19 protein-coding genes are annotated in these 18,691 nt (G+C 49.4%); 16 read left to right on the top strand and 3 right to left on the bottom strand.

Annotated elements, in window-relative coordinates; all coding sequences use genetic code 11:
- The first annotated feature begins 12 nt into the window (after positions 1-12).
- On the top strand, positions 13-1,839 hold the full coding sequence (locus A9753_RS06190) for an ABC transporter ATP-binding protein (protein WP_067781906.1): 1,827 nt from the start codon (positions 13-15) through the stop codon (positions 1,837-1,839).
- 153 nt (positions 1,840-1,992) lie between these two features.
- Here A9753_RS06190 and A9753_RS06185 read toward each other — a convergent pair whose 3' ends face one another.
- Positions 1,993-2,754: an isoprenyl transferase gene (locus A9753_RS06185; protein ID WP_067781903.1), complete on the bottom strand. Its 762-nt coding sequence runs from the start codon at positions 2,752-2,754 to the stop codon at positions 1,993-1,995.
- 172 nt (positions 2,755-2,926) lie between these two features.
- Between A9753_RS06185 and trhA the strand changes: the two genes are divergently transcribed.
- The 9 genes from trhA (at position 2,927) to ychF (ending at position 10,600) form a co-directional block, all read left to right on the top strand.
- The gene (trhA, locus tag A9753_RS06180) at positions 2,927-3,592 is read left to right on the top strand and encodes a PAQR family membrane homeostasis protein TrhA (protein ID WP_425394251.1); all 666 of its coding nucleotides are present in this window, start codon (positions 2,927-2,929) and stop codon (positions 3,590-3,592) included.
- Between the two features lie 55 nt (positions 3,593-3,647).
- The gene (locus A9753_RS06175) at positions 3,648-4,637 is read left to right on the top strand and encodes a PPK2 family polyphosphate kinase (RefSeq protein WP_067781900.1); all 990 of its coding nucleotides are present in this window, start codon (positions 3,648-3,650) and stop codon (positions 4,635-4,637) included.
- A gap of 39 nt (positions 4,638-4,676) precedes the next feature.
- Positions 4,677-5,165, top strand: a complete 489-nt coding sequence (locus A9753_RS06170; RefSeq protein WP_067781895.1) for a GreA/GreB family elongation factor — start codon at positions 4,677-4,679, stop codon at positions 5,163-5,165.
- A gap of 4 nt (positions 5,166-5,169) precedes the next feature.
- Entirely contained in the window at positions 5,170-5,796 is a 627-nt protein-coding gene (msrA, locus tag A9753_RS06165) for a peptide-methionine (S)-S-oxide reductase MsrA (protein ID WP_067781892.1), read from the top strand.
- An 8-nt stretch (positions 5,797-5,804) separates the two neighbouring features.
- Entirely contained in the window at positions 5,805-6,641 is an 837-nt protein-coding gene (locus A9753_RS06160) for a hypothetical protein (RefSeq protein WP_067781889.1), read from the top strand.
- Positions 6,638-7,522 (top strand): glycosyltransferase family 32 protein, encoded by an 885-nt coding sequence (locus A9753_RS09650; RefSeq protein WP_141673337.1) that lies wholly within the window; start codon positions 6,638-6,640, stop codon positions 7,520-7,522. Before A9753_RS06160 ends, A9753_RS09650 begins: the two co-directional genes overlap by 4 nt.
- A complete protein-coding gene (locus A9753_RS06155) occupies positions 7,461-8,399 on the top strand; it encodes a hypothetical protein (RefSeq protein ID WP_067781886.1) in 939 nt (312 codons plus the stop codon). Before A9753_RS09650 ends, A9753_RS06155 begins: the two co-directional genes overlap by 62 nt.
- Positions 8,366-9,397: a 4-hydroxy-3-methylbut-2-enyl diphosphate reductase gene (locus A9753_RS06150; RefSeq protein WP_067781883.1), complete on the top strand. Its 1,032-nt coding sequence runs from the start codon at positions 8,366-8,368 to the stop codon at positions 9,395-9,397. Before A9753_RS06155 ends, A9753_RS06150 begins: the two co-directional genes overlap by 34 nt.
- A 117-nt stretch (positions 9,398-9,514) precedes the next feature.
- Positions 9,515-10,600, top strand: a complete 1,086-nt coding sequence (ychF, locus tag A9753_RS06145) for a redox-regulated ATPase YchF (protein WP_067781881.1) — start codon at positions 9,515-9,517, stop codon at positions 10,598-10,600.
- A gap of 151 nt (positions 10,601-10,751) precedes the next feature.
- Here the strand turns inward: ychF and A9753_RS06140 are convergent, their stop codons facing one another.
- Together A9753_RS06140 and A9753_RS06135 are read right to left on the bottom strand one after the other, a co-directional pair.
- Positions 10,752-11,231 carry a GtrA family protein gene (locus A9753_RS06140; protein WP_083090356.1) on the bottom strand — a complete coding sequence of 160 codons (480 nt, stop codon included), beginning with the start codon at positions 11,229-11,231 and terminating at the stop codon, positions 10,752-10,754.
- A 138-nt stretch (positions 11,232-11,369) separates the two neighbouring features.
- On the bottom strand, positions 11,370-11,984 hold the full coding sequence (locus A9753_RS06135; protein ID WP_067781869.1) for an HAD family hydrolase: 615 nt from the start codon (positions 11,982-11,984) through the stop codon (positions 11,370-11,372).
- Between the two features lie 103 nt (positions 11,985-12,087).
- Here A9753_RS06135 and A9753_RS06130 point away from each other — a divergent pair, with 103 nt between their 5' ends.
- The 6 genes from A9753_RS06130 (at position 12,088) to A9753_RS06105 (ending at position 18,688) form a co-directional block, all read left to right on the top strand.
- Positions 12,088-13,404 (top strand): M18 family aminopeptidase, encoded by a 1,317-nt coding sequence (locus tag A9753_RS06130; protein ID WP_067781867.1) that lies wholly within the window; start codon positions 12,088-12,090, stop codon positions 13,402-13,404.
- A 2-nt stretch (positions 13,405-13,406) separates the two neighbouring features.
- Positions 13,407-14,396, top strand: a complete 990-nt coding sequence (locus A9753_RS06125) for a lactate/malate family dehydrogenase (RefSeq protein WP_218056743.1) — start codon at positions 13,407-13,409, stop codon at positions 14,394-14,396.
- A gap of 1 nt (position 14,397) precedes the next feature.
- Positions 14,398-15,360, top strand: coding sequence for an alpha/beta fold hydrolase (locus A9753_RS06120; protein ID WP_067782336.1), 963 nt, complete (start codon positions 14,398-14,400; stop codon positions 15,358-15,360).
- Positions 15,361-15,475: 115 nt separating this feature from the next.
- Positions 15,476-16,060 carry a biotin transporter BioY gene (locus A9753_RS06115; protein WP_245637387.1) on the top strand — a complete coding sequence of 195 codons (585 nt, stop codon included), beginning with the start codon at positions 15,476-15,478 and terminating at the stop codon, positions 16,058-16,060.
- Positions 16,061-16,205: 145 nt separating this feature from the next.
- On the top strand, positions 16,206-17,312 hold the full coding sequence (locus A9753_RS06110) for an LLM class flavin-dependent oxidoreductase (RefSeq protein ID WP_067781864.1): 1,107 nt from the start codon (positions 16,206-16,208) through the stop codon (positions 17,310-17,312).
- 416 nt (positions 17,313-17,728) lie between these two features.
- Positions 17,729-18,688: an ABC transporter permease gene (locus tag A9753_RS06105; RefSeq protein ID WP_067781861.1), complete on the top strand. Its 960-nt coding sequence runs from the start codon at positions 17,729-17,731 to the stop codon at positions 18,686-18,688.
- Positions 18,689-18,691 lie beyond the last annotated feature (3 nt).

Genomic DNA, 18,691 nt, shown 5'->3' with positions numbered 1-18,691 from the left:
ACGAGGACTTTAATGAAGACAATCGGCCTGTACCGCCATTATCTTGGAATGCTCTTTGATAAAGGAGAGCGTTGGAAACTCGTCGCATCGGTAGTGGGTAGCCTGGTGTTGTCAATGATGGACATGATGGCAATTTTGGCAGTCGCACCATTAATGGAGGCGATGACTGGAAAGACGCTAAGTGCGTCGACAGCCAAGGTTCAACGTATTTTGGGGGCCACTTCGCAGGAAAATCTTGTTTTGCGCTTGTTGTTGATCATCATGGTGCTATTTGTCATGAAGGATCTTTTACAACTTGTCTATGCATGGTGGTCGAGTAAGTTTAGATCTGGAGTTCGTGCACGTACTCAGATTCAAGTTTTGGATTATTATTTACGAACGCCCTATTCAAAACACTCTGATATTGAATTATCGCAGATCATGAACGACTCCGGATATGCTATTGGAGCAGCGTATGACAGATTTGCAGGGGCGGTCATGTCATTATTTATTCAAGTTTTCACGATTTCTCTGATTTTCGGTGCCTTGATATATGCTCAACCGGTTACTGCTATCGTCTTGGTCGTTTTTTTTGTCTTAGCTGGTTATCTATACTTGCATTTCGCGAAACCAAAACTCAAGGTGTTGGGTGAGGAACAGTATAAAAATACTGAACTGTCTACAGCTGCTGCAATTAATGCTTTTGGCGCTCTTAAAGAGACTCAATTGCGAAACTCCTACTCCTCATTTATGCCACGCCTTGAGAAGCCTATTAAGAGAAATGTTGATATTTCTATCGCGATGGATGTAATTTCATCTCTGCCAAAGCAGATGATCGAAATTGTTTTTATGTTCGCGCTTGCGGTTATTTTTTTGATCAACCATGTGGTGGGCGCTTCGTCAGGTTTTATGGTTTCGTTGGCTGTTGTTGTTGCAGCAGCGTTCCGTGTGATGCCATCAATTGCAGGATTGATGGGGACGCTCGCAATTATTAAGAATAGTGAATATCCAACTAAGCGTGCGGTAGAACTTCGTCACTCAATAAAGAGTGAGTTTCCGCATGCTGTTATTTCTAATGAGAAAATTAAACGTTTGAATTTCAGTAAACTAATGACTATTCGGAGTTTGTCTTTCTCATATCCTGGATCTTCTAAAACTGTTCTCCATGATGTGGGTGTCGATATTCCTAAGGGAAGTAGAATTGCATTCGTAGGAGGATCTGGCGCAGGTAAGAGCACTATTCTTGACCTTATAATGGGACTGCAGGTTCCTACTTCAGGATCAATCATTGTCGATGGAGTAAACATTTTTGACAATATCGAAGGATGGCGGTTAAACATTGGTGTTGTCCCACAATCGGTGTTCTTAACTGACGCATCGTTGGCTGAAAACGTTGCTTTCGATCAGACTCCTGATGAAATCGATCTGGAACTTCTACACCGCGCATTAGTTGACGCTGAATTGTCTGATTTTGTTGATGAACTTCCTGATGGTATATGGACTACATTTGGTGGTGGCGGTAAGCGATTGTCAGGTGGGCAACGTCAACGTGTTGGAATTGCTCGAGCGCTCTACAGGCAGCCCTCTCTCCTTATCCTTGATGAAGCGACAAGTGCACTTGACAATCAAACAGAAGCTCGCATTGCGGAAACGGTCTCAAAACTCGGGAACGATATAACGGTGATTACTGTTGCTCACCGACTATCGACTGTTCGCGACTCTGATCTTATTGTTTATCTTGAGGATGGACGAGTAGCAGGAATGGGAAGTTTTGATGAATTAACTCAAAACTGCGAAGGGTTCCGAAAACTTGTGGAATTAGGCTCTCTTGAAAAGAAACCTGTGGAACTTGATGTTTAATGGGGCTTATTTACCCTATTCCGTCACCAGTATGTACGAGTACATATTTGGCGTGGTTTCGCAATAGTGAGCGTTCTGTTCTGAGTTAAGACGTTGCGACTCTCACGGAGTTTTCGCCCGGTGTTTTTACGTAACGGCTCGTCTGGGGAGATTTTATTTTCCAAGTCGGCGTTCGCGTTTGCCGTAATCACGGAGTGCTCGAAGGAAATCAATTCGCCTGAAGGCAGGCCAGTTAACTTCACAGAAGTAAAATTCTGAATGTACAGACTGCCAGAGCATGAAGCCGCTTAAACGTTGTTCGCCTGATGTGCGAATCACTAGTTCAGGATCGGGTTGTCCGGCGGTGTAGAGATGTGCAGCGATGTCTTCTACCGTTAACGAGGCTGCAACGTCATCGATAGTGCGTCCAGCCCTCGCCTGTTTGCGCAGAAATTCTCGTACGGCGTCTGCAATTTCCTGACGTCCGCCGTATCCAATTGCGACGTTAACGTGTAGTCCGTCAACATCGGCTGTAGAAGCGACTGCACGTGTGATCCGCTCTGAGATATCGTGAGGAAGTACGTCAACGGTGCCAACAAGCCGAAGCCGCCATTTGTGTGCAGAAGCTAGACCTTCAACTGCACGGGCAATAATGTCGAGTAGTGGCGCAAGTTCCTGGGGGGCACGTTGAAGATTGTCGGTGCTGAGTAGCCATAAGGTGACAATCTGAACTCCAGCGTCCTCAGCCCAGGATAAGAACTCTGAGATTTTGTCTGCGCCTTTTTGATGGCCGGCTTGCGTGCCGATACCCATGGCACGAGCCCAGCGACGGTTTCCGTCAAGGATGACACCAACGTGTGACGGGATGGCATCCTTGTCGATTTGGGTGGCCAGACGCCGTTCGTAGACTTCGTAGATGAGATTGTCACCGGCCATGTAATTCTCCTGCAGTGGGTGCTGACTCAAGCAGAACGCGTGGGCGAATCTACAGTATCGTGAAAAGTGATGTACCGTCGGAGTAGGCCAGTTTTATGGAGGCGCCGTGGCTATCACACCCCCCGTTAACGATCAGTATGTTCAGCAATCTGTTGCGCAGCAACGACGTCGAGTGGTGAGTTCTGCCTCTGATTCGACCATCGACACGATTAAGCCGCGTTTGCGGGGCTGGATTCACGCGTGTACCGCACCATTGGCGTTTGCTTCCTGTCTTGTCCTTGTCATCCTTGCTCCGACGACGTCGTTAACAATTGCCTGTGTCATCTATTCGGTGTGTACGCTTCTCCTGTTTGGAAACTCGGGAATTTATCACCTTGGAAATGGTCATTGGGGCATACGGGTTGCCGCCATTCTCAGACGTATTGACCACGCAAATATTTTCTTGCTCATTGCGGGTACCTACACTCCTTTGTGTTTAGCCCTCCTTGCTCCCGCCACTGCCAAGAGTGTTCTTTGTATTGTGTGGGGCGGGGCATTGGCAGGAATCTTCGCGAGACTGTTCTGGATGTCTGCGCCTCGATGGCTTTACACTCCGCTATATATCATCCTTGGATGGGTAGCCGTGTGGTTTCTCCCTGATTTTTGGCAGGCTGGTGGACCGGCGGTGGTCGCTCTCATTGCGTCAGGTGGTGTGATTTACACGCTTGGTGCACTGGTCTATGCAATGAAGAAACCGGATCTGTTTCCTCGATGGTTTGGATTTCATGAAATCTTTCATGTTTGCACAGTCCTTGCATGGATCGTGCAGTGCATCGCTTGTTACCTAGCCGTTCTGTAGAGTAGACGAGTAGACTTGACTTATCTTCTTTCTTTCCCTCGTCAAGGAGCGCATCATGTCGAAGAAAGAGATCGGTTCGTCCTCGGTTTCAACTGAACATTTATGGGTTCATGATCCACGTGAAGTACTTCGCGCACGACCTAATTTCTTACTTGAGGCGATGGATCGTGCAGATACTCCTGGATGGTCAGGGACCTCTCGAGAAGCTCAAGCGCATATTTGTTCGATTACTCCAGTCCTCTCAATGCTTCAAGAGCGTCTTTTTGCTGCTTCGAAAGAAGGATCACAGCAACGCGTTCTTCTTGTTGCTCAAGGCCTAGATACCGCTGGCAAGGGCGGAATTGCGAAGCATGTGATGGGACTTGTCGATCCCCAAGGCGTACATCTTCATGCCTTTAAGAAGCCCACAGAAGAAGAACGTCAGCATGATTTCCTGTGGCGTATCCGAAAAGCTCTTCCAGGTCCAGGAATGATTGGTTTATTTGACCGCTCTCATTATGAAGACCTTTTGGTTCCATTGGCAAATCACCAGATGAGTGATGCCGAGTTTATTGAGCGCGTGGAAACCATTAAGGAATTTGAGAAAGAACTTGTTGATAACGGAACCCATATTATTAAAGTCGCTTTGATGGTGTCCTATCAGGAGCAGGGGCGCCGTCTACTGACGCGGCTTGATCGGCGGGATAAGCAATGGAAGTTTTCATCGAATGATATTGATGTCCGTGGACAGTGGCGGACCTATCAGGAGGTTTATCAGCGTATTCTTCCTGAAACATCTTTTAGTTTTGCTCCTTGGTACGTGATTCCCGCTGATCGAAAGTGGTATTCCCGTCTTGCTGTTACTGAAATGTTGGCACGGACCCTCGCTGATATGGATGTTGACTGGCCAACGGTTGATTACGACGTTGAAAAAGAACGCGAACGTGTTCTGGCGACGATGGCGCCGGAATCAATTGAGGCTTATGACGCAAAACGTGAGAAGATGATCCGCAAAGCAGCAAAGAAGAACGCGCGAATTGAACGTTTAGCACAATCTCTCGCCTAAACTCTTTGCTCCAATGAGAAAGACTGCGAGGACTAGACTATGGCTGAATCTCAGGGAACTTGGCTCACTCAGGATGCGTACGATCGTCTTGTCGAAGAACTTGAGAACCGTAAGACGGTGCTGCGTAAGGAAATTGCCCAGCGGGTGGAGGCGGCTCGGCAGGAGGGGGACCTTCGAGAAAATGCTGGCTACCATGCAGCCCGTGAAGAAGCAGGTCTGAATGAGGCGCGCATTGTTCAATTAGAGGCCCTTCTTGAGACAGCAGAAGTTGGTGAAGTTGCTCAGGATGGTTCTATCTCTGCCGGTACGATCGTCACTGCCAAGATTGCTGGTAAAGAGCAGACTTTTGCGTTGGGTGGTCAAGAAATTGCCGACGACGTGCCCGAGGGTGTCAAGGTCTTCTCACCTGACGCTCCCCTCGGTGCCGCTCTCATGGGACACCGCGCAGGAGAAACCGTGAGCTACAAGGCTCCCAACGGTAAGTCGATTAAGGCAGAAATCGTCGACGTTACTCCTCTTGGAGCCTGAGTTCATGACTGGGTCCAATCAGCGTTCCATTCCGCTTCTCACTGAAGAAGAGATGAACCAGTCGCACCCTGTATTGAATCGTTCGTACGCTGATTCCTTAACAGAAGGCGCTCAGGTTATTTATCTTGCGGGTGGCTGCTTCTGGGGGATGGAACAGGTATTCTGGGATATTCCCGGCGTGCTGCATACCTTTGTGGGATACATGGGAGGAACTCTTCCTCATCCCACGTATAAAGAGGTGTGCACCGGAGCCACTGGTCACGCAGAGACGGTGAGAGTCGTCTATGACCCTGCTGTGGTGGGTGAGGGGGCAGAGGAAATCCTTCGGGTCTACTGGAACAACCACAACTCCACCCAGTTGAATCGCCATTACGGAGATATTGGTGAACAATACCGCTCTGAAGTCTGGTGCGTGAACGGTAGCCAGGTTAAAGCCGCACAGCGACTCAAAACTGAACTTGAGAAGCAACTCGCTCAATCAGGTAAGCAGTGCTTTACAGTGATTTCCAAAATCTCGCAGGACCCATCGGTCGAGGAAATCTTTTACCCTGCAGAAATGAGCCATCAGGCTTATTTGCATCATCAACCATACGGTTATTGTACTCATCAAATTCAATCAGTAGTGATTTAGGGTTAAGTATGCATATTGGTTTGATTTCAGGCGGCTCGAATATCGGCGCCTTAGCCTATCGCAATCATGCTGTCTTTGCATCTGAGTATGATTATGAGTATAAACAGGTTATAAAGTTGCTGTCGGATGCGCCTTATCCATATTATCCAAAACTTAAGATTATCGAAGATGAATTAAAATATTATGATTGGATCGTCTGGATTGATTCTGACTTATTTATCACAGATTTTTCTCGAGACAACTTCCGAAAAATAATATTCTCCGCAGCCCAGGATGACACTTTCTTTGTTGCTGCCGAAGGGCCTCATGAAGTCGTTGATACTAAGAAACAGAATGCTGCAACGAAAACATTACTAAATTCTGGTCTTCTCCTTTTGAAGAACGACCCTCGAACTTATGATTTACTGAAAATAGTGAAAAGTATGTCAGTTGACAAGATGCGCAGCGTCTGGGATGTGGAAAGATATGGCGCATTTACTTCTGGCGATCAAGATGCCTTTATTTTAGCTCTCCAGAGGCCTGAGTTTTCTGAGCAATATAAAATTGTTTCTTATTCGCTTTTAAATGCGCGTGAACATCATTATCACAAATCTCTAAATGAGCATTTTGCGGTACATTTCTGCGGCCCGGAAAAGGTGAGTCGTATTAACTATTTTGCGCGTCGATTAGGGGTGCGAAGCGATCTGGTTCCACTCGAATATGCAAGTCGTTATCATCTACCGGCCCCTCCGAGGTCTAATGCTATGTATGATTCATATCGACTGACTAGTGTTAGAATTAGGAAATTCCAAAAACGGATCCGTAGGAAAATTGCATACATCCGCGAAACGGGGCGCTGGAAATGAGTGGGCCGGTAAATAAGTTTTTTGATATTCTACGAAATTATAAGCATACTTTGTTTGTCTATAAAAAGCGAACAGTCTTTGAGTTTGCATTTAGAACTGAGAATATCTATCGTAAATTTTATCGCTATTTTCCTTATAATTACGATCCGTCAGATTTTAAAGGTCTCGATGTAGTTGATTCAATTTCGAATACTTCTCCGCAAGTTCAAGTCCCGAAACGTATTTTTGTTTGTTGGACTGGCGATAATGAACTGAGGGGAAAGCGGCTGGATTGCTTCAGATCTATTCAGGATAGTCAGACGGTTGAAGTGATTTTGGTTGATAATTCAAACCTATGTGAATGGATACTTCCAGACCATCCCCTTCCTGATCTGTATTGGAAATTACATTTTGTTCACCGTGCAGATTTTCTTCGCGGGTATTTAATGAACTTTCATGGGGGGGGATACGCTGATATTAAAGGCATTTCGCAAGATTGGGGTGAGGTATTCGCGAATTTTGATGATCCTGATGTGTGGCTTGCAGGGTACAAAAATCCATGTAGATTGATGACGCCTAATTTTCCAGATAAAAAGTTAACTCGTTTAATGATTCGAACTTCTGCGATTCGTGTGGGTCAAGCAGGTTTTATTGCTCGGGCACATACTCCATTGACTGAGGAATGGTACCGAAATATGAATCGTATTCTTGATAGGAATCGGGCCGCTTTATTGTCTAATGAAATTATTTCTAGTCGTTCAGGAGGGCCTTCTTACCCCCTGCACTGGAACGGATTGCTTGCCCAAGTTTGGGATCCACTAGTTGTCAAGTATTCTGAACATGTGCGGTATTCAGAAACTTTATTTCCTGCTCAAGATAATTATCGAGATGATGATGAGTAGGGGGGCAATGTCAAGGGTTGTGGTGCTTTCTGGTGGGGATAACGTACGTTTCAACTCATATATCAATCATGCCGTTTACTCTGAAATGCATAACTTTGAATATGTTTTTGGCATTCAGATTTCCAATTCTTCTAAGGCTTTTAATGACAGAGCATTCACTACGCTGCGAAAGATTGATTCTATTCGACGATATCTTTCATCTTGCGATTTTCTTTTATGGCTCGATGATGACGTCTATATAACTGATCTTCATTCGACAGTCGTCGAAGATCTTATTTCCCATATGGTCGATAATGATTGTTTTTTCTCTGTCGGCAATGAGGTTCCCCCGGCTGAAATGGACAGGCAAGCGCCGATAAATGCTGGTGTGATGATATGGAAAAATGATCCGAGATCTTTCGAGATGCTGGATTATATTTCTAAAGATGACTACGGGTTGCATGTTGAGTCGAGTTGGGCCTCTTATGGTGGTGGTTCTGTTGCCGGTGGTGACCAGGATCGAATTCGTATCTATATTTTAGACAATAATTTTGAGGGTGTTTACGTCGCTCCATTCGGTGTGATGCAAAGCCGACCCGATGATTATATTTCCGAAGTTTCTGAACACTTTGCAGTGCATTTTATGGGTTTTGGCTATCCTTGTAAGGTGCGCGCATTTTTGGATTTTGTGCATCGTTTTAAGTTAAGTAATCATATTTTGGTTGATGAGGATACATGTAAGTTATTTGGGTTGAACTCATCTCAGAAGATCCCGTATAGTGAGTCGCTGATTCAAACCGCCCGTTGTTTTGGTATTAAAATGCGGTTTCATATTTTTATTTTCAACAAGAAACTTCGCCTTAAATGGCGGTATTTGAATCGAAAGTGGCGACATTGAGAAAACGAATTCTTTTAGCTGCGCCCCGCGGCTACTGTGCTGGTGTTGACCGTGCTGTTGACGCTGTAGAGAAAGCTTTGGCTCACTATGGTGCGCCCGTTTATGTGCGCAAAGAGATCGTCCACAACAAGTACGTCGTTGAGGCTCTCACTAAGCGCGGTGCGATTTTCGTTTCTGAGACCGACGAGGTTCCTCAGGGGGCTCGCGTTGTCTTCTCTGCCCATGGCGTTTCTCCTGCTGTTCATGAACAGGCTGCCGCCCGACACCTTGAAACGATCGACGCCACGTGCCCGCTTGTCACCAAGGTTCATAAGCAGGCCGTCCGCTTTGCGTCAAGTGATTACGACATCATCCTTGTGGGCCACACTGGTCATGAGGAGGTTGAAGGAACCCAAGGTGAGGCCCCCGATCACATTCAGGTCGTTAACGGCCCCCATGAGGTGGATCAGGTTGAGGTTCGCGACCCCAATAAGGTCGTGTGGATTAGCCAGACTACTTTGAGTGTGGATGAAACGATGGAGACGGTTGCGAAACTTCGTGAGCGTTTCCCGGCCCTCCAGGATCCACCGAGTGATGACATTTGCTACGCTACCCAGAATCGTCAGGCTGCCGTGAAGGCTCTTGCTCCTGATTGCGATGCGGTTATCGTGGTAGGCAGTGGCAACTCCTCAAATTCTGTTCGTTTAAAAGAGGTTGCTCTTGAGGCCGGTGCAGGTGCTGCCTACCGCGTGGATTTCGCATCTGAGATTCATCCTGAGTGGCTCGCCGATGTTGAGACGGTCGGCTTGACGAGTGGCGCGAGTGTTCCTGAGATTCTTGTGCGCGAAGTTATTGAGTTACTTGCGCAGTGGGGCTTCGAGGATGTGCAGGAAGTGCGTACCGCTACAGAAAACATCGCATTTTCTTTGCCGAAGAACCTCCGCGCCGATCTTAAAGCTGCCGGTGCCGAAATACGTCCACACGAGCGTCGTCAACCGGCTCCGGATCATACTTGCTAGTTTTGCCGATATCGCATCGGTGAGTGATCGTCCCAGGCCGCTTCGGGGAAGGTGAGTTCCGTCTGAAGAAAGGAATCCGGTAGAAGGTGAGCGGGTGTGAACCTGTAGACTGACTCCGTGGCTCTTACTATTGGAATTGTCGGACTGCCCAACGTTGGCAAGTCCACCCTTTTTAACGCTCTGACTCGCGCAACCGTTCTTGCGGCGAATTACCCATTCGCAACAATTGAACCGAACGTCGGCATTGTTCCCCTTCCAGACCCTCGTTTGGACAAGTTGGCTGAACTTTATGGTTCTGAGCGGACTGTACCCGCTACCGTTTCCTTCGTCGATATCGCGGGTATCGTCCGTGGTGCAAGTGAGGGTGAGGGACTCGGAAACCAATTCCTCGCAAACATTCGAGAAGCTGACGCTATCTGTATGGTGACTCGTGCCTTCGATGATCCCGATGTTGTTCACGTTGACGGCAAGGTGGATCCCTCGAGTGATATTGAGACGATTGCGACCGAATTAGTTCTCGCCGATATTCAGACGCTCGAAAAGGCAATTCCCCGCCTCGAGAAGGAAGTTCGTGGCAAGAAGACTGATGCCTCTGTTCTTGACGTTGCCCGTGGTGCACTCGCGGTGCTCGAAGAAGGAACTTTGCTCAGCGCAGGCGCAGAGAAAGCCGGTCTTGATCCTGAAATTTTGGCGACTTTCCAATTGATGACCACGAAGCCATTTATCTATGTTTTTAACATGGATGACGCTGGTCTCGCCGATGAAGCCAAGCAAGCAGATCTCCGAGCCATGGTTGCTCCTGCCGAAGCGATCTTCCTTGACGCACAATTTGAGTCCGAATTAGTGGAACTTGACCCTGACGAAGCAGAAGAAATGCTTCGTGACGCCGGACAGGAAGAGAGCGGTCTTGATCAGTTGGCGCGCGTTGGTTTCAATACCCTCGGACTGCAAACCTACTTAACTGCTGGTCCGAAGGAAGCGAGAGCTTGGACGATTCATCAGGGTTGGACTGCTCCGCAGGCTGCCGGTGTTATTCACACGGACTTCGAGCGCGGTTTTATTAAGGCCGAAATTGTTTCCTACGAAGACCTTCTTGAATATGGTTCCGTTGCTGAAGCACGCGCGCACGGAAAGGTTCGTATGGAAGGCAAAGACTACGTCATGAAGGACGCTGACGTTGTCGAGTTCCGTTTTAATGTGTAGACATTAACTAATAACTCACTTCAATGGCTGAGCACGAGGAATATCTCTAGTGCTCAGCCATTGATATTGAGTGGAGGACTGCTGAGATTATTGAGGGTTTATCAATGTTGACTGATTGGTGAAGAAACCAGCGAATAGTAAGGCCATGCCTTTAGGCATTATTTTTTTCGCGGAACACCCAAAACCGCATGACGAGGTAGAGGTAGATACCTTCGCAGCACGCTGAGATAACTCGGGCAACTTCGGCATTGATGCCCAGTTGCCAGTGCAGGAAACTTGATAACCCAAGGATGAAAATGACGTATTGGGATGCCAATCCTACGGCGTATTTTGATCCTTGGGCTACTGCATGTCCGGGCGCCTGGAAGTTCAGCCATTTGTTCAGCGTCAACGAGTAGAGGCCAGCGATGGCATACCCGATCGTGACGGCAAGCGGATAGAAAATATGCAAGTGGTTATTAAAAATCCACAGGCATGTGATGTCTAATAAGAATGCTGAGCCATTGATAAAGGCGTAGCCAACAAAAGTTAGTGGTACATGTTTGCGCAACGCTGCAGGAATTAATCGGTGGACTGCTGTAGTAAAAGCAGTGAACCTCTCCGGCGCGCGCCGTGTATCTACTGACGTCATGAATGCCTAACTCACTTGGCTTGGAAACTTCTTCAGGCCTATTTTGCACTAAGTCTTAACAACATTCCCTACGGGGACTACGTGCTTGAGAAGGACTGAACTCATCCTTTGGGATGAATAAATGAAGACAATGGTCTGTCACATCAGGCCGGGAATCCATTCGCTCAGTTCCTGGCGCAGTACATCAGCGCCAGCATCGGCAGGATGATGGATAGTCTGAATTCCACAGCGAGAAGCGGCCGCGATATTGTCAAGATTGTCGTCGACGAACAGAACGGAACAAGGTTCAACTCCTAGACGGTGAAGAATTAATGTGAAGTACTGCTCCTCAGGTTTGCAGGCTCCAAGATCGCATGAATAGAACCTTTCATCGCAGAGTTCGGAATAACCTAACTCATCTTCCATCCACGTTTTGCGTTCAACCTGTTGATTGGTTGCCAGTGCTGTCCTAACACCGAACCGTCGCAGTTCTCTCACCATATCCCAAGCGTCCTGATCAACAGTCGCATGCCACCAAGCATCCATAAGGAAGTCGACGTCTTGATCGAGGCTTAATCGGTTCTTCAAACCTTGGAGAAACTCGCGCAAACTTACTTCACCGCGAAGAGTTGTTCCTTCGGTCGCTAAGAGTTCACGAGCAAATTCCTCACCGCCACGTGCAGCGAGTGCTTCGGGCCACGGTGTGCCAATGAATTGAAGGACACCATCGGCGTCGAAAAGAACAGTGGAGATTGGACAAGGTGACGTATTCACCCGTCCATCATGCCTGAGAACTTCGCAGGAACCTATATGAGGGGGCACGTAGCTCACACTTATCCCACTTTTCTCCTGGCGGCGAGAGGAGGACAATGGGGACATGACATTTTCAGCGTTGACAGACCTCACCGACACGCACGCTTATACCGAGTCCCTTACCAACTTCGTACAAGCATCCCCGTCGTCCTTTCATGCTGCACAGGAAACGGCTAATCGTCTCGAAAAACTGGGATTCACTCGGGTACGAGAGGATGTTGCCTGGGGCAGTGAGGTCCCACGCAAGGGCTATGTCATCCGCGATGGTGCAATCGCCGCATGGATCATTCCTCAGGGAAACGCTGCTCCCGAGCACTTCTCTTTCCGCATCATGGGGGCCCACACCGATTCTCCGGCACTCAAACTCAAACCCGGAGCCACCACAATCAGCCATGGCTGGAGCACTCTCGGTGCCGAAGTCTATGGTGGACCGCTGCTTAATTCATTCCTTGACCGAGACTTAGGCTTAGCAGGTCGTCTCACCGCTATTGATGGCACCGAATACCTCGTTGCCACTGGTCCTATTGCTCGTGTTGCTCAACTCGCTCCCCACCTTGACCGCAGCGTCAATGACGATCTCAAACTCAAACGCCAGCAGCACCTAGCCCCATTGGTTTCCTTGGAAACATCGATGAATGGCAGCGTTGAGGATTACCTCTGCTCTCTAGCAGGAGTGAATCCTGAAGACCTTGCGTTCCATGACGTTGTTACCTTCCCGACTGAAGCACCGCGCGTCATTGGTATCAATAAGGAATTCTTTGCCTCGTCGCGACTCGATAATCTTTCCTCCGTTCACGCTGGACTGGCCGCGTTGGAAGCGATGGAGGCTGAGGGTGGTCTTGATGCTGATTATGCCGTGGTCTTCATTGCGAACGATCACGAAGAAGTCGGCAGTTCTACCCGCTCCGGTGCTAGTGGCCCCATGCTCGAGGACATCCTTAAGCGCCTAGCCGCAGTACACGGCCTCGACACTGACAGTTATGCAGCAGCCATCTCCCGCTCATCCTGCATCAGCGCAGACGCTGGCCATAGTGTTCATCCCAATTACTCGGAGAAACACGATCCTGTTGTCCAGCCGCTCATCAATAATGGTCCTCTCCTGAAGATCAACGCTTCTCAGCGGTATGCGACCGACGCCGTGGGGGCAGCGATCTGGAAGCGCGCCTGTCGCAGGGCTGACGTGCCGTCACAAAATTTCGTTTCCAATAATGACGTGCCATGCGGTTCCACAATCGGACCACTTACCGCAACACGTTTGGGTATGACTACTGTCGATGTGGGTATCCCACTGCTGTCTATGCACTCCTTGCGCGAAATGTGTGGTGTAGAAGATGGCCCCTACCTTGCTCGTGCTATCAAGGCCTATTGGATGGGAGCCTGACCATGATGAAGCCTCTGAAACCTCACAAACTTGTTATCGTGGGTGTTGGCCGCGTGGGAGATGCAATCCTCGCTGACGCAATGAAGATGGACTTGTTTGGTTCCATCGTGGTCATTGATGCCAATGATGAATTGGCTCGTGGTGAAGCGCTTGATCAGCACCACGCCACCGCTATGCCGATGCTGTCTCACGTGAGTGTTAGCGCTGGTACTTACGATGATTGTGCTGATGCGGATGTCGTTATTTCTACAGCTGGTCCATCCCTGAAGAAAGACCAGGCTACGGGTAGTGACGCTGATCGTCGTTTGCTCGCATCTGTTAATGCCGCCGTTGTCCGTGACATCATGGGAAATATTGCTCAGAGGACCTGTGATGCTGCTGTTATCGTCGTGTCCAACCCTCTCGACATGGTGACCCATGTCGCCTCGACAGAATTCGATTACCCCGCCAATTTGGTGATGGGAACCGGAACCTTACTGGATACTGCCCGTATGCGCCGCGTGATCGCTGACCGTTTAGGCGTTGATCCCCATGCGGTGCATGGTGACATGATGGGGGAACATGGCCCGTCTGGTTTCCCCTACCTTAGCGGTACGACTGTGGGTGGAGTTCCTTATGAGCACCTTAAAGACGTATTCGGTGTGACTGTGCCAAGCCGGGAGGAACTCTCCGCTGCCGTGAGCCGAGCCGGCTGGGATGTGTTTAATACCAAGGGCTGGACTAGTGCTGGCGTTGCTCAAGCAGCATTGACCGTTGCCCGCGCTATTCTCCTTGATGAGAAAGCCATTCTTCCGGTCGCTTCAACATTGCGTGGAGAATATGGTCATGATGGTGATGTGACACTGTCTGTTCCCACCATCATCGGAGCCAATGGTATTGAGCGTCGCCTCGAAGTGCCTTTGACTGACTGGGAACGCGAACAGTTTGATGCGTCTGTTCGTGCAGTTCAGAACACCATTGCTTTGGGGACCTTGGAAAACGGTGAGCATTGATATGGCAACTGACGTCATCAAGAAAGAGCACACTCTTATCGCAGGTGATGGACTTAACCTTGCTGTTCGTACGTGGGAACCAATCGAGGGGCGCACACGTATAGGCATTATCCAAGTGGTCCATGGCATGGCAGAACATTGTGAGCGTTACGATGTATTCGCTCTCGAAGCGGTGAAACGTGGATACGTGGTGGTGGCCGATGATCACCGTGGACATGGCAAAACCATGTCTGAGGAAATTGGGCAAGGATTTCTTGGGCACCGCAATGGTTGGGCTAATGTCTTGACCGATCTTCACCGCATCACTATGTGGGCAAAAGAGCGTTATGCCCCAAGTCGAGGTGGGCAAGTTTTACCGTTCGTCATGCTTGGGCATTCGTGGGGTTCCCTTCTAGCGCGTCACTATGCCATTCAATGGGGCAATGAGCTTGATGCTCTTGTCGTTATGGGGACTGCTGGCCATCCAGGTGTGGCAGGTGTAGCAGGATACGCTTTGGCGAATGCTCAGTGCCGCATCCATGGCGCGGATCATCCTTCTCAGCTTCTTAGTGATTTGGCTTTCGGTAGTGCGAATAGTCGAATCGATGAGCCTCGCACTGTCTTTGATTGGCTGAGCAGGAAACCTGAAGAGGTTAACGCCTATCTTCGTGACCCCTGGTGTGGCTTCACTTGTACCGCAGGATTCTTCCGTGATCTGACCGCTGGAACTCTTTATGTCAACACCTTGAAGAATGTTCGCCGTGTCCCCCAGGATTTGCCTATCCATCTGTTCTCAGGGGCGATGGATCCCGTGGGCAACTACGGAGCAGGTGTGCGCGCAGTTGCCGCACAGTATCGACGTGCAGGGATCGCACGGATCAACCTGACTTTATATCCGGGAGCTCGTCACGAACTTTTCCATGAGACCAACGCTCAGGAAGTCATCGTGGATGTTCTGGACTGGCTGGATGAAATAAGTCGATAAAACGTTGTTAATGGTGATGATGGGCCAGGCATACGACTCACAGTATGAATAAATCGGTGACCTCTTTATCGGAGGAAACCACGAAGGTTTAAAAAGGTCGCCAGCAGATAATCTCATGACTATGAATTCACGTGCTTCCTCTTCTCGTATAACTACCGTCTTCCATGAGCAATCTGTAGTTTCGTCCCTGCACTCGATGCCTGGTTTACGGACCATCGCACGTGTGCTCGTGGGGACGGGGGTATTGACCCTTATCGCACAGATTGCTATTCCGCTTCCATTTACTCCTGTGCCGATCACCTTGGGGACATTGGGCGTTCTCCTTCTTGCTCAGGTGTTGGGAGGACCTCAGGCTATGGCAAGTACTGGTTTGTATGCCCTGTTGGCTGCTGGCGGTGCGCCGGTCTTGGCTGGTTGGAACGGGGGAGTAGGTGTCACGTTCGGCTACGTCATCGGATATATCTTGGCAGCTGGAATTGCGGCACGCGCTCGCGGAAAAGGGACCATGCAGGCCGCGGGAATTTTGGTTCTGGCTAGCCTGGCGTTTTATGTCCCAGGCTTGCCCTGGTTGCACATGATGACTGGGATGCCGTGGGGAGATACATTTGCACTCGGACTAGTGCCTTTCATCATTGGTGACACTCTCAAGTGCGTTTCTGCGCTGGCACTCAATCGTGTGCCTGCGATGCTTCGGGATTGAGGATCTAATTCTCGTGTCGGTGGGTGTGCCTAGATGGTGCATCCACCGAATTGTGTCTATCTCTGAGGCAGGTTTCTTTTAGTCGATGGGGATGTGTGTCTGATCCCCTATATCTTCAGGGGCTTTTCCCTTTAGGGTTGTTGGTATGACTCAATACTCTGCGCCAACCCCGTGCTCTCTCTCTGTTCTCGATCTGGTGAGTTTGAGTGAAGGTGACGATCGTCCTGGAGCGTTCGCTAAGACGATTGCTCGTGCGCAGACCGCAGAAAAGTTAGGTTATGCGCGTTATTGGATTGGTGAGCATCATGGCTCAAGCACCTTCCTTGCTAGCGCAACATCAATTGTCATGGGCCAAATTCTTGCTGCTACGTCACGAATTACTGTGGCAAGTGGCGGAATCATGTTGCCCAACCATGCGCCATTTATTGTGGCTGAACAAATTGGTACATTGGCCACAATGTACCCTGGCCGCGTGGAGGTGGGGCTAGGTCGCGCGCCGGGTACTGATCCAGCAACATCACATGCTTTACGACGTCGCCCGGCTGACCCCGGTCATTTCGCTGACGAAATCGTGGAGTTCTTGTCATATGTTGATATGGAAGAGTCGGGAGAAAACAGTCCAGTTCCCGGTTCTCTTCTTGGACAACAATCAAGGCGTGTATATGCTCCACAGTTGCTGTCACCGCACCGTTCTAGCGTGCGCGCGATTCCGGGTGAAGGAACTTGTCCAGGAACGTGGGTTTTAGGATCTAGCGTGAACGGTGCACGTGTTGCTGGTGAACTCGGACTGCCTTTCGTTGTTGCCTCCCACTTTGCGCCGTCTGCGGCAGAAGCGGCAATCATGGCCTACCGTTCCACATTTAACCCCGATGCCCCCACTGCCATGATTAGTGAGCCGAAAATTGCGGCTAGTGCTAACGTCGTTGTGGCGCCCACGGATGGTGAGGCTCAGTACTTGTTTACCTCCATGATGAGTGCGTCTGCTCGTATTGTGGGTGGACAGCCTGCTCCCATTGATCCTCCTCAGCAGGATTTGGAAGCATGGAAAGCCTTTGCGCCCGGCAAGGAAGGGGCGGTACGTGCATCAATGGCTCTGAATTTCGTAGGGGCGCCAGGCAAAGTTGTTGATGGTTTACGTGATCTTGCCCAGAGTTGGGACTTGGATGAAATCCTTGTGTTTACAGTGCTACATGACTCAACTCTTGTTGAACGTAGCCTGGAGTTGCTGGTTTCGCAATGGAATCTTTCCTAAAACAATTCCGGATACTGAGACGAGAGTGTAGCGAGAGCCTTTTTATTTAGTGCAATCAGTCACTAGGTGAAGTGTCCCTGAGGTTCCACGTGTTCTCGTGTATTAGTGCATAAAAAGTCAAGAAATCACCAGCTATACTCCCCAGGTATCAACTGAAAAATCGGACCTATTTTCTTCGTGATGAGCGCGCTGCAGTCACTATGCGAGATATCAAAGGTGGCATTAAACTCAGCGCAGAAACTCCTCACGTGTCAAAAAGATTTCTTTTCCACGAGTAGTGTGGAGGGAAATCGGATGGAACTGACCTTGATTACCGTCAGGTCGGAACCCTCTCCACAGTCCGCATAACCTGACTGGTCTCGGATGTGCTCGTGTTGAGAAATCCATGCCTGAGGGAGAACGGAAGAAGAAGACGGATGTTGCCTTATCTTTTACGAAGGATCGCTAACTATGTGGTTCTGCTGACGGTTGCCACTGTGTTGGCATACTTCATCGCTGCCAGCGCCCTGAACCCGTTGAGCATTTACGACCTGTCGAATCCGAAGCTCAACTGGGAGGGTATCTACGCAACGATGACCTCCTACAACATCAACCCTCACGATCCGGTCCTTGATCGATTCAAGATTTGGGCAACCAATATCTTGACTCACTGGGATTGGGGTAAGACTCCTAAGGGCGAGAACGTTAATGAGATCATCTCTCGTCGTATGTGGGTCTCCGTTCGTCTCGTCTTCCTTGGTGCATTCATCGGTATGGGCCTGGGTACTGCTCTTGGCGCATGGACCGCTACTAAGCAGTACTCCGTCTGGGACCGCGTTGCCACGATCCTCTCCCTCATTATCATCTCCACTCCTGTGATGGTGCTCGCACTCTTCCTTAAACTTGGTGCTGTGAAGGCCAACCAGGCGATGGGCGTTCAGTTCTTCGAATTCGTTGGCGAAGGTAGTGGCTTCCTTGGTCGTGCTCAGCACCTTCTGTTACCTACTACTTCGATGTCGTTAACAGGTATTGCTGCTTATTCGCGTTACCAGCGCAACCTCATGCTCGACACCCTTGGTGCTGACTATGTGCGTACTGCTCGTGCTAAGGGGTTGCAGAAGCGTCAGGCAATCACCCGCCACGCACTGCGTACCTCCTTAATTCCTATGGGTACCTTCTTTGCCTTTGCTCTTGCAGGCCTTTTCGTTGGCGCATCCATCACAGAGACTGTGTTTACCTGGCACGGATTGGGCGAATACGCCGTGACGTCCATTAGCAATATGGATATCAATGGCACAGTCGCTGTGGTTGCCTTCTCCGGCATGATGACCCTGATCGGTGCCCTCTTGTCCGACGTCCTCGTGGCGATCATCGACCCCCGAGTGAGGGTGAGCTGACCA

Source organism: Actinomyces vulturis (assembly GCF_001687305.1).
GTDB classification, from domain to species: Bacteria; Actinomycetota; Actinomycetes; order Actinomycetales; family Actinomycetaceae; genus Actinomyces; species Actinomyces vulturis.
This window is presented reverse-complemented; position numbering and strand designations above follow the sequence as displayed.

Bases quoted from the DNA above. Each gene is read 5' to 3' on its own strand.
- A9753_RS06190 (WP_067781906.1), top strand. From the start codon at position 13: ATGAAGACAATCGGCCTGTACCGCCATTATCTTGGAATGCTCTTTGAT.
- A9753_RS06130 (WP_067781867.1), top strand. From the start codon at position 12,088: ATGACATTTTCAGCGTTGACAGACCTCACCGACACGCACGCTTATACC.
- A9753_RS06155 (WP_067781886.1), top strand. From the start codon at position 7,461: ATGTGCGGTATTCAGAAACTTTATTTCCTGCTCAAGATAATTATCGAG.
- msrA (WP_067781892.1), top strand. From the start codon at position 5,170: ATGACTGGGTCCAATCAGCGTTCCATTCCGCTTCTCACTGAAGAAGAG.
- A9753_RS06105 (WP_067781861.1), top strand. From the start codon at position 17,729: ATGTTGCCTTATCTTTTACGAAGGATCGCTAACTATGTGGTTCTGCTG.
- A9753_RS06120 (WP_067782336.1), top strand. From the start codon at position 14,398: ATGGCAACTGACGTCATCAAGAAAGAGCACACTCTTATCGCAGGTGAT.
- A9753_RS06115 (WP_245637387.1), top strand. From the start codon at position 15,476: ATGACTATGAATTCACGTGCTTCCTCTTCTCGTATAACTACCGTCTTC.
- A9753_RS09650 (WP_141673337.1), top strand. From the start codon at position 6,638: ATGAGTGGGCCGGTAAATAAGTTTTTTGATATTCTACGAAATTATAAG.
- A9753_RS06110 (WP_067781864.1), top strand. From the start codon at position 16,206: ATGACTCAATACTCTGCGCCAACCCCGTGCTCTCTCTCTGTTCTCGAT.
- A9753_RS06125 (WP_218056743.1), top strand. From the start codon at position 13,407: ATGATGAAGCCTCTGAAACCTCACAAACTTGTTATCGTGGGTGTTGGC.
- A9753_RS06185 (WP_067781903.1), bottom strand. From the start codon at position 2,754: ATGGCCGGTGACAATCTCATCTACGAAGTCTACGAACGGCGTCTGGCC.
- A9753_RS06150 (WP_067781883.1), top strand. From the start codon at position 8,366: ATGGCGGTATTTGAATCGAAAGTGGCGACATTGAGAAAACGAATTCTT.
- A9753_RS06175 (WP_067781900.1), top strand. From the start codon at position 3,648: ATGTCGAAGAAAGAGATCGGTTCGTCCTCGGTTTCAACTGAACATTTA.
- A9753_RS06160 (WP_067781889.1), top strand. From the start codon at position 5,805: ATGCATATTGGTTTGATTTCAGGCGGCTCGAATATCGGCGCCTTAGCC.
- A9753_RS06140 (WP_083090356.1), bottom strand. From the start codon at position 11,231: ATGACGTCAGTAGATACACGGCGCGCGCCGGAGAGGTTCACTGCTTTT.
- A9753_RS06170 (WP_067781895.1), top strand. From the start codon at position 4,677: ATGGCTGAATCTCAGGGAACTTGGCTCACTCAGGATGCGTACGATCGT.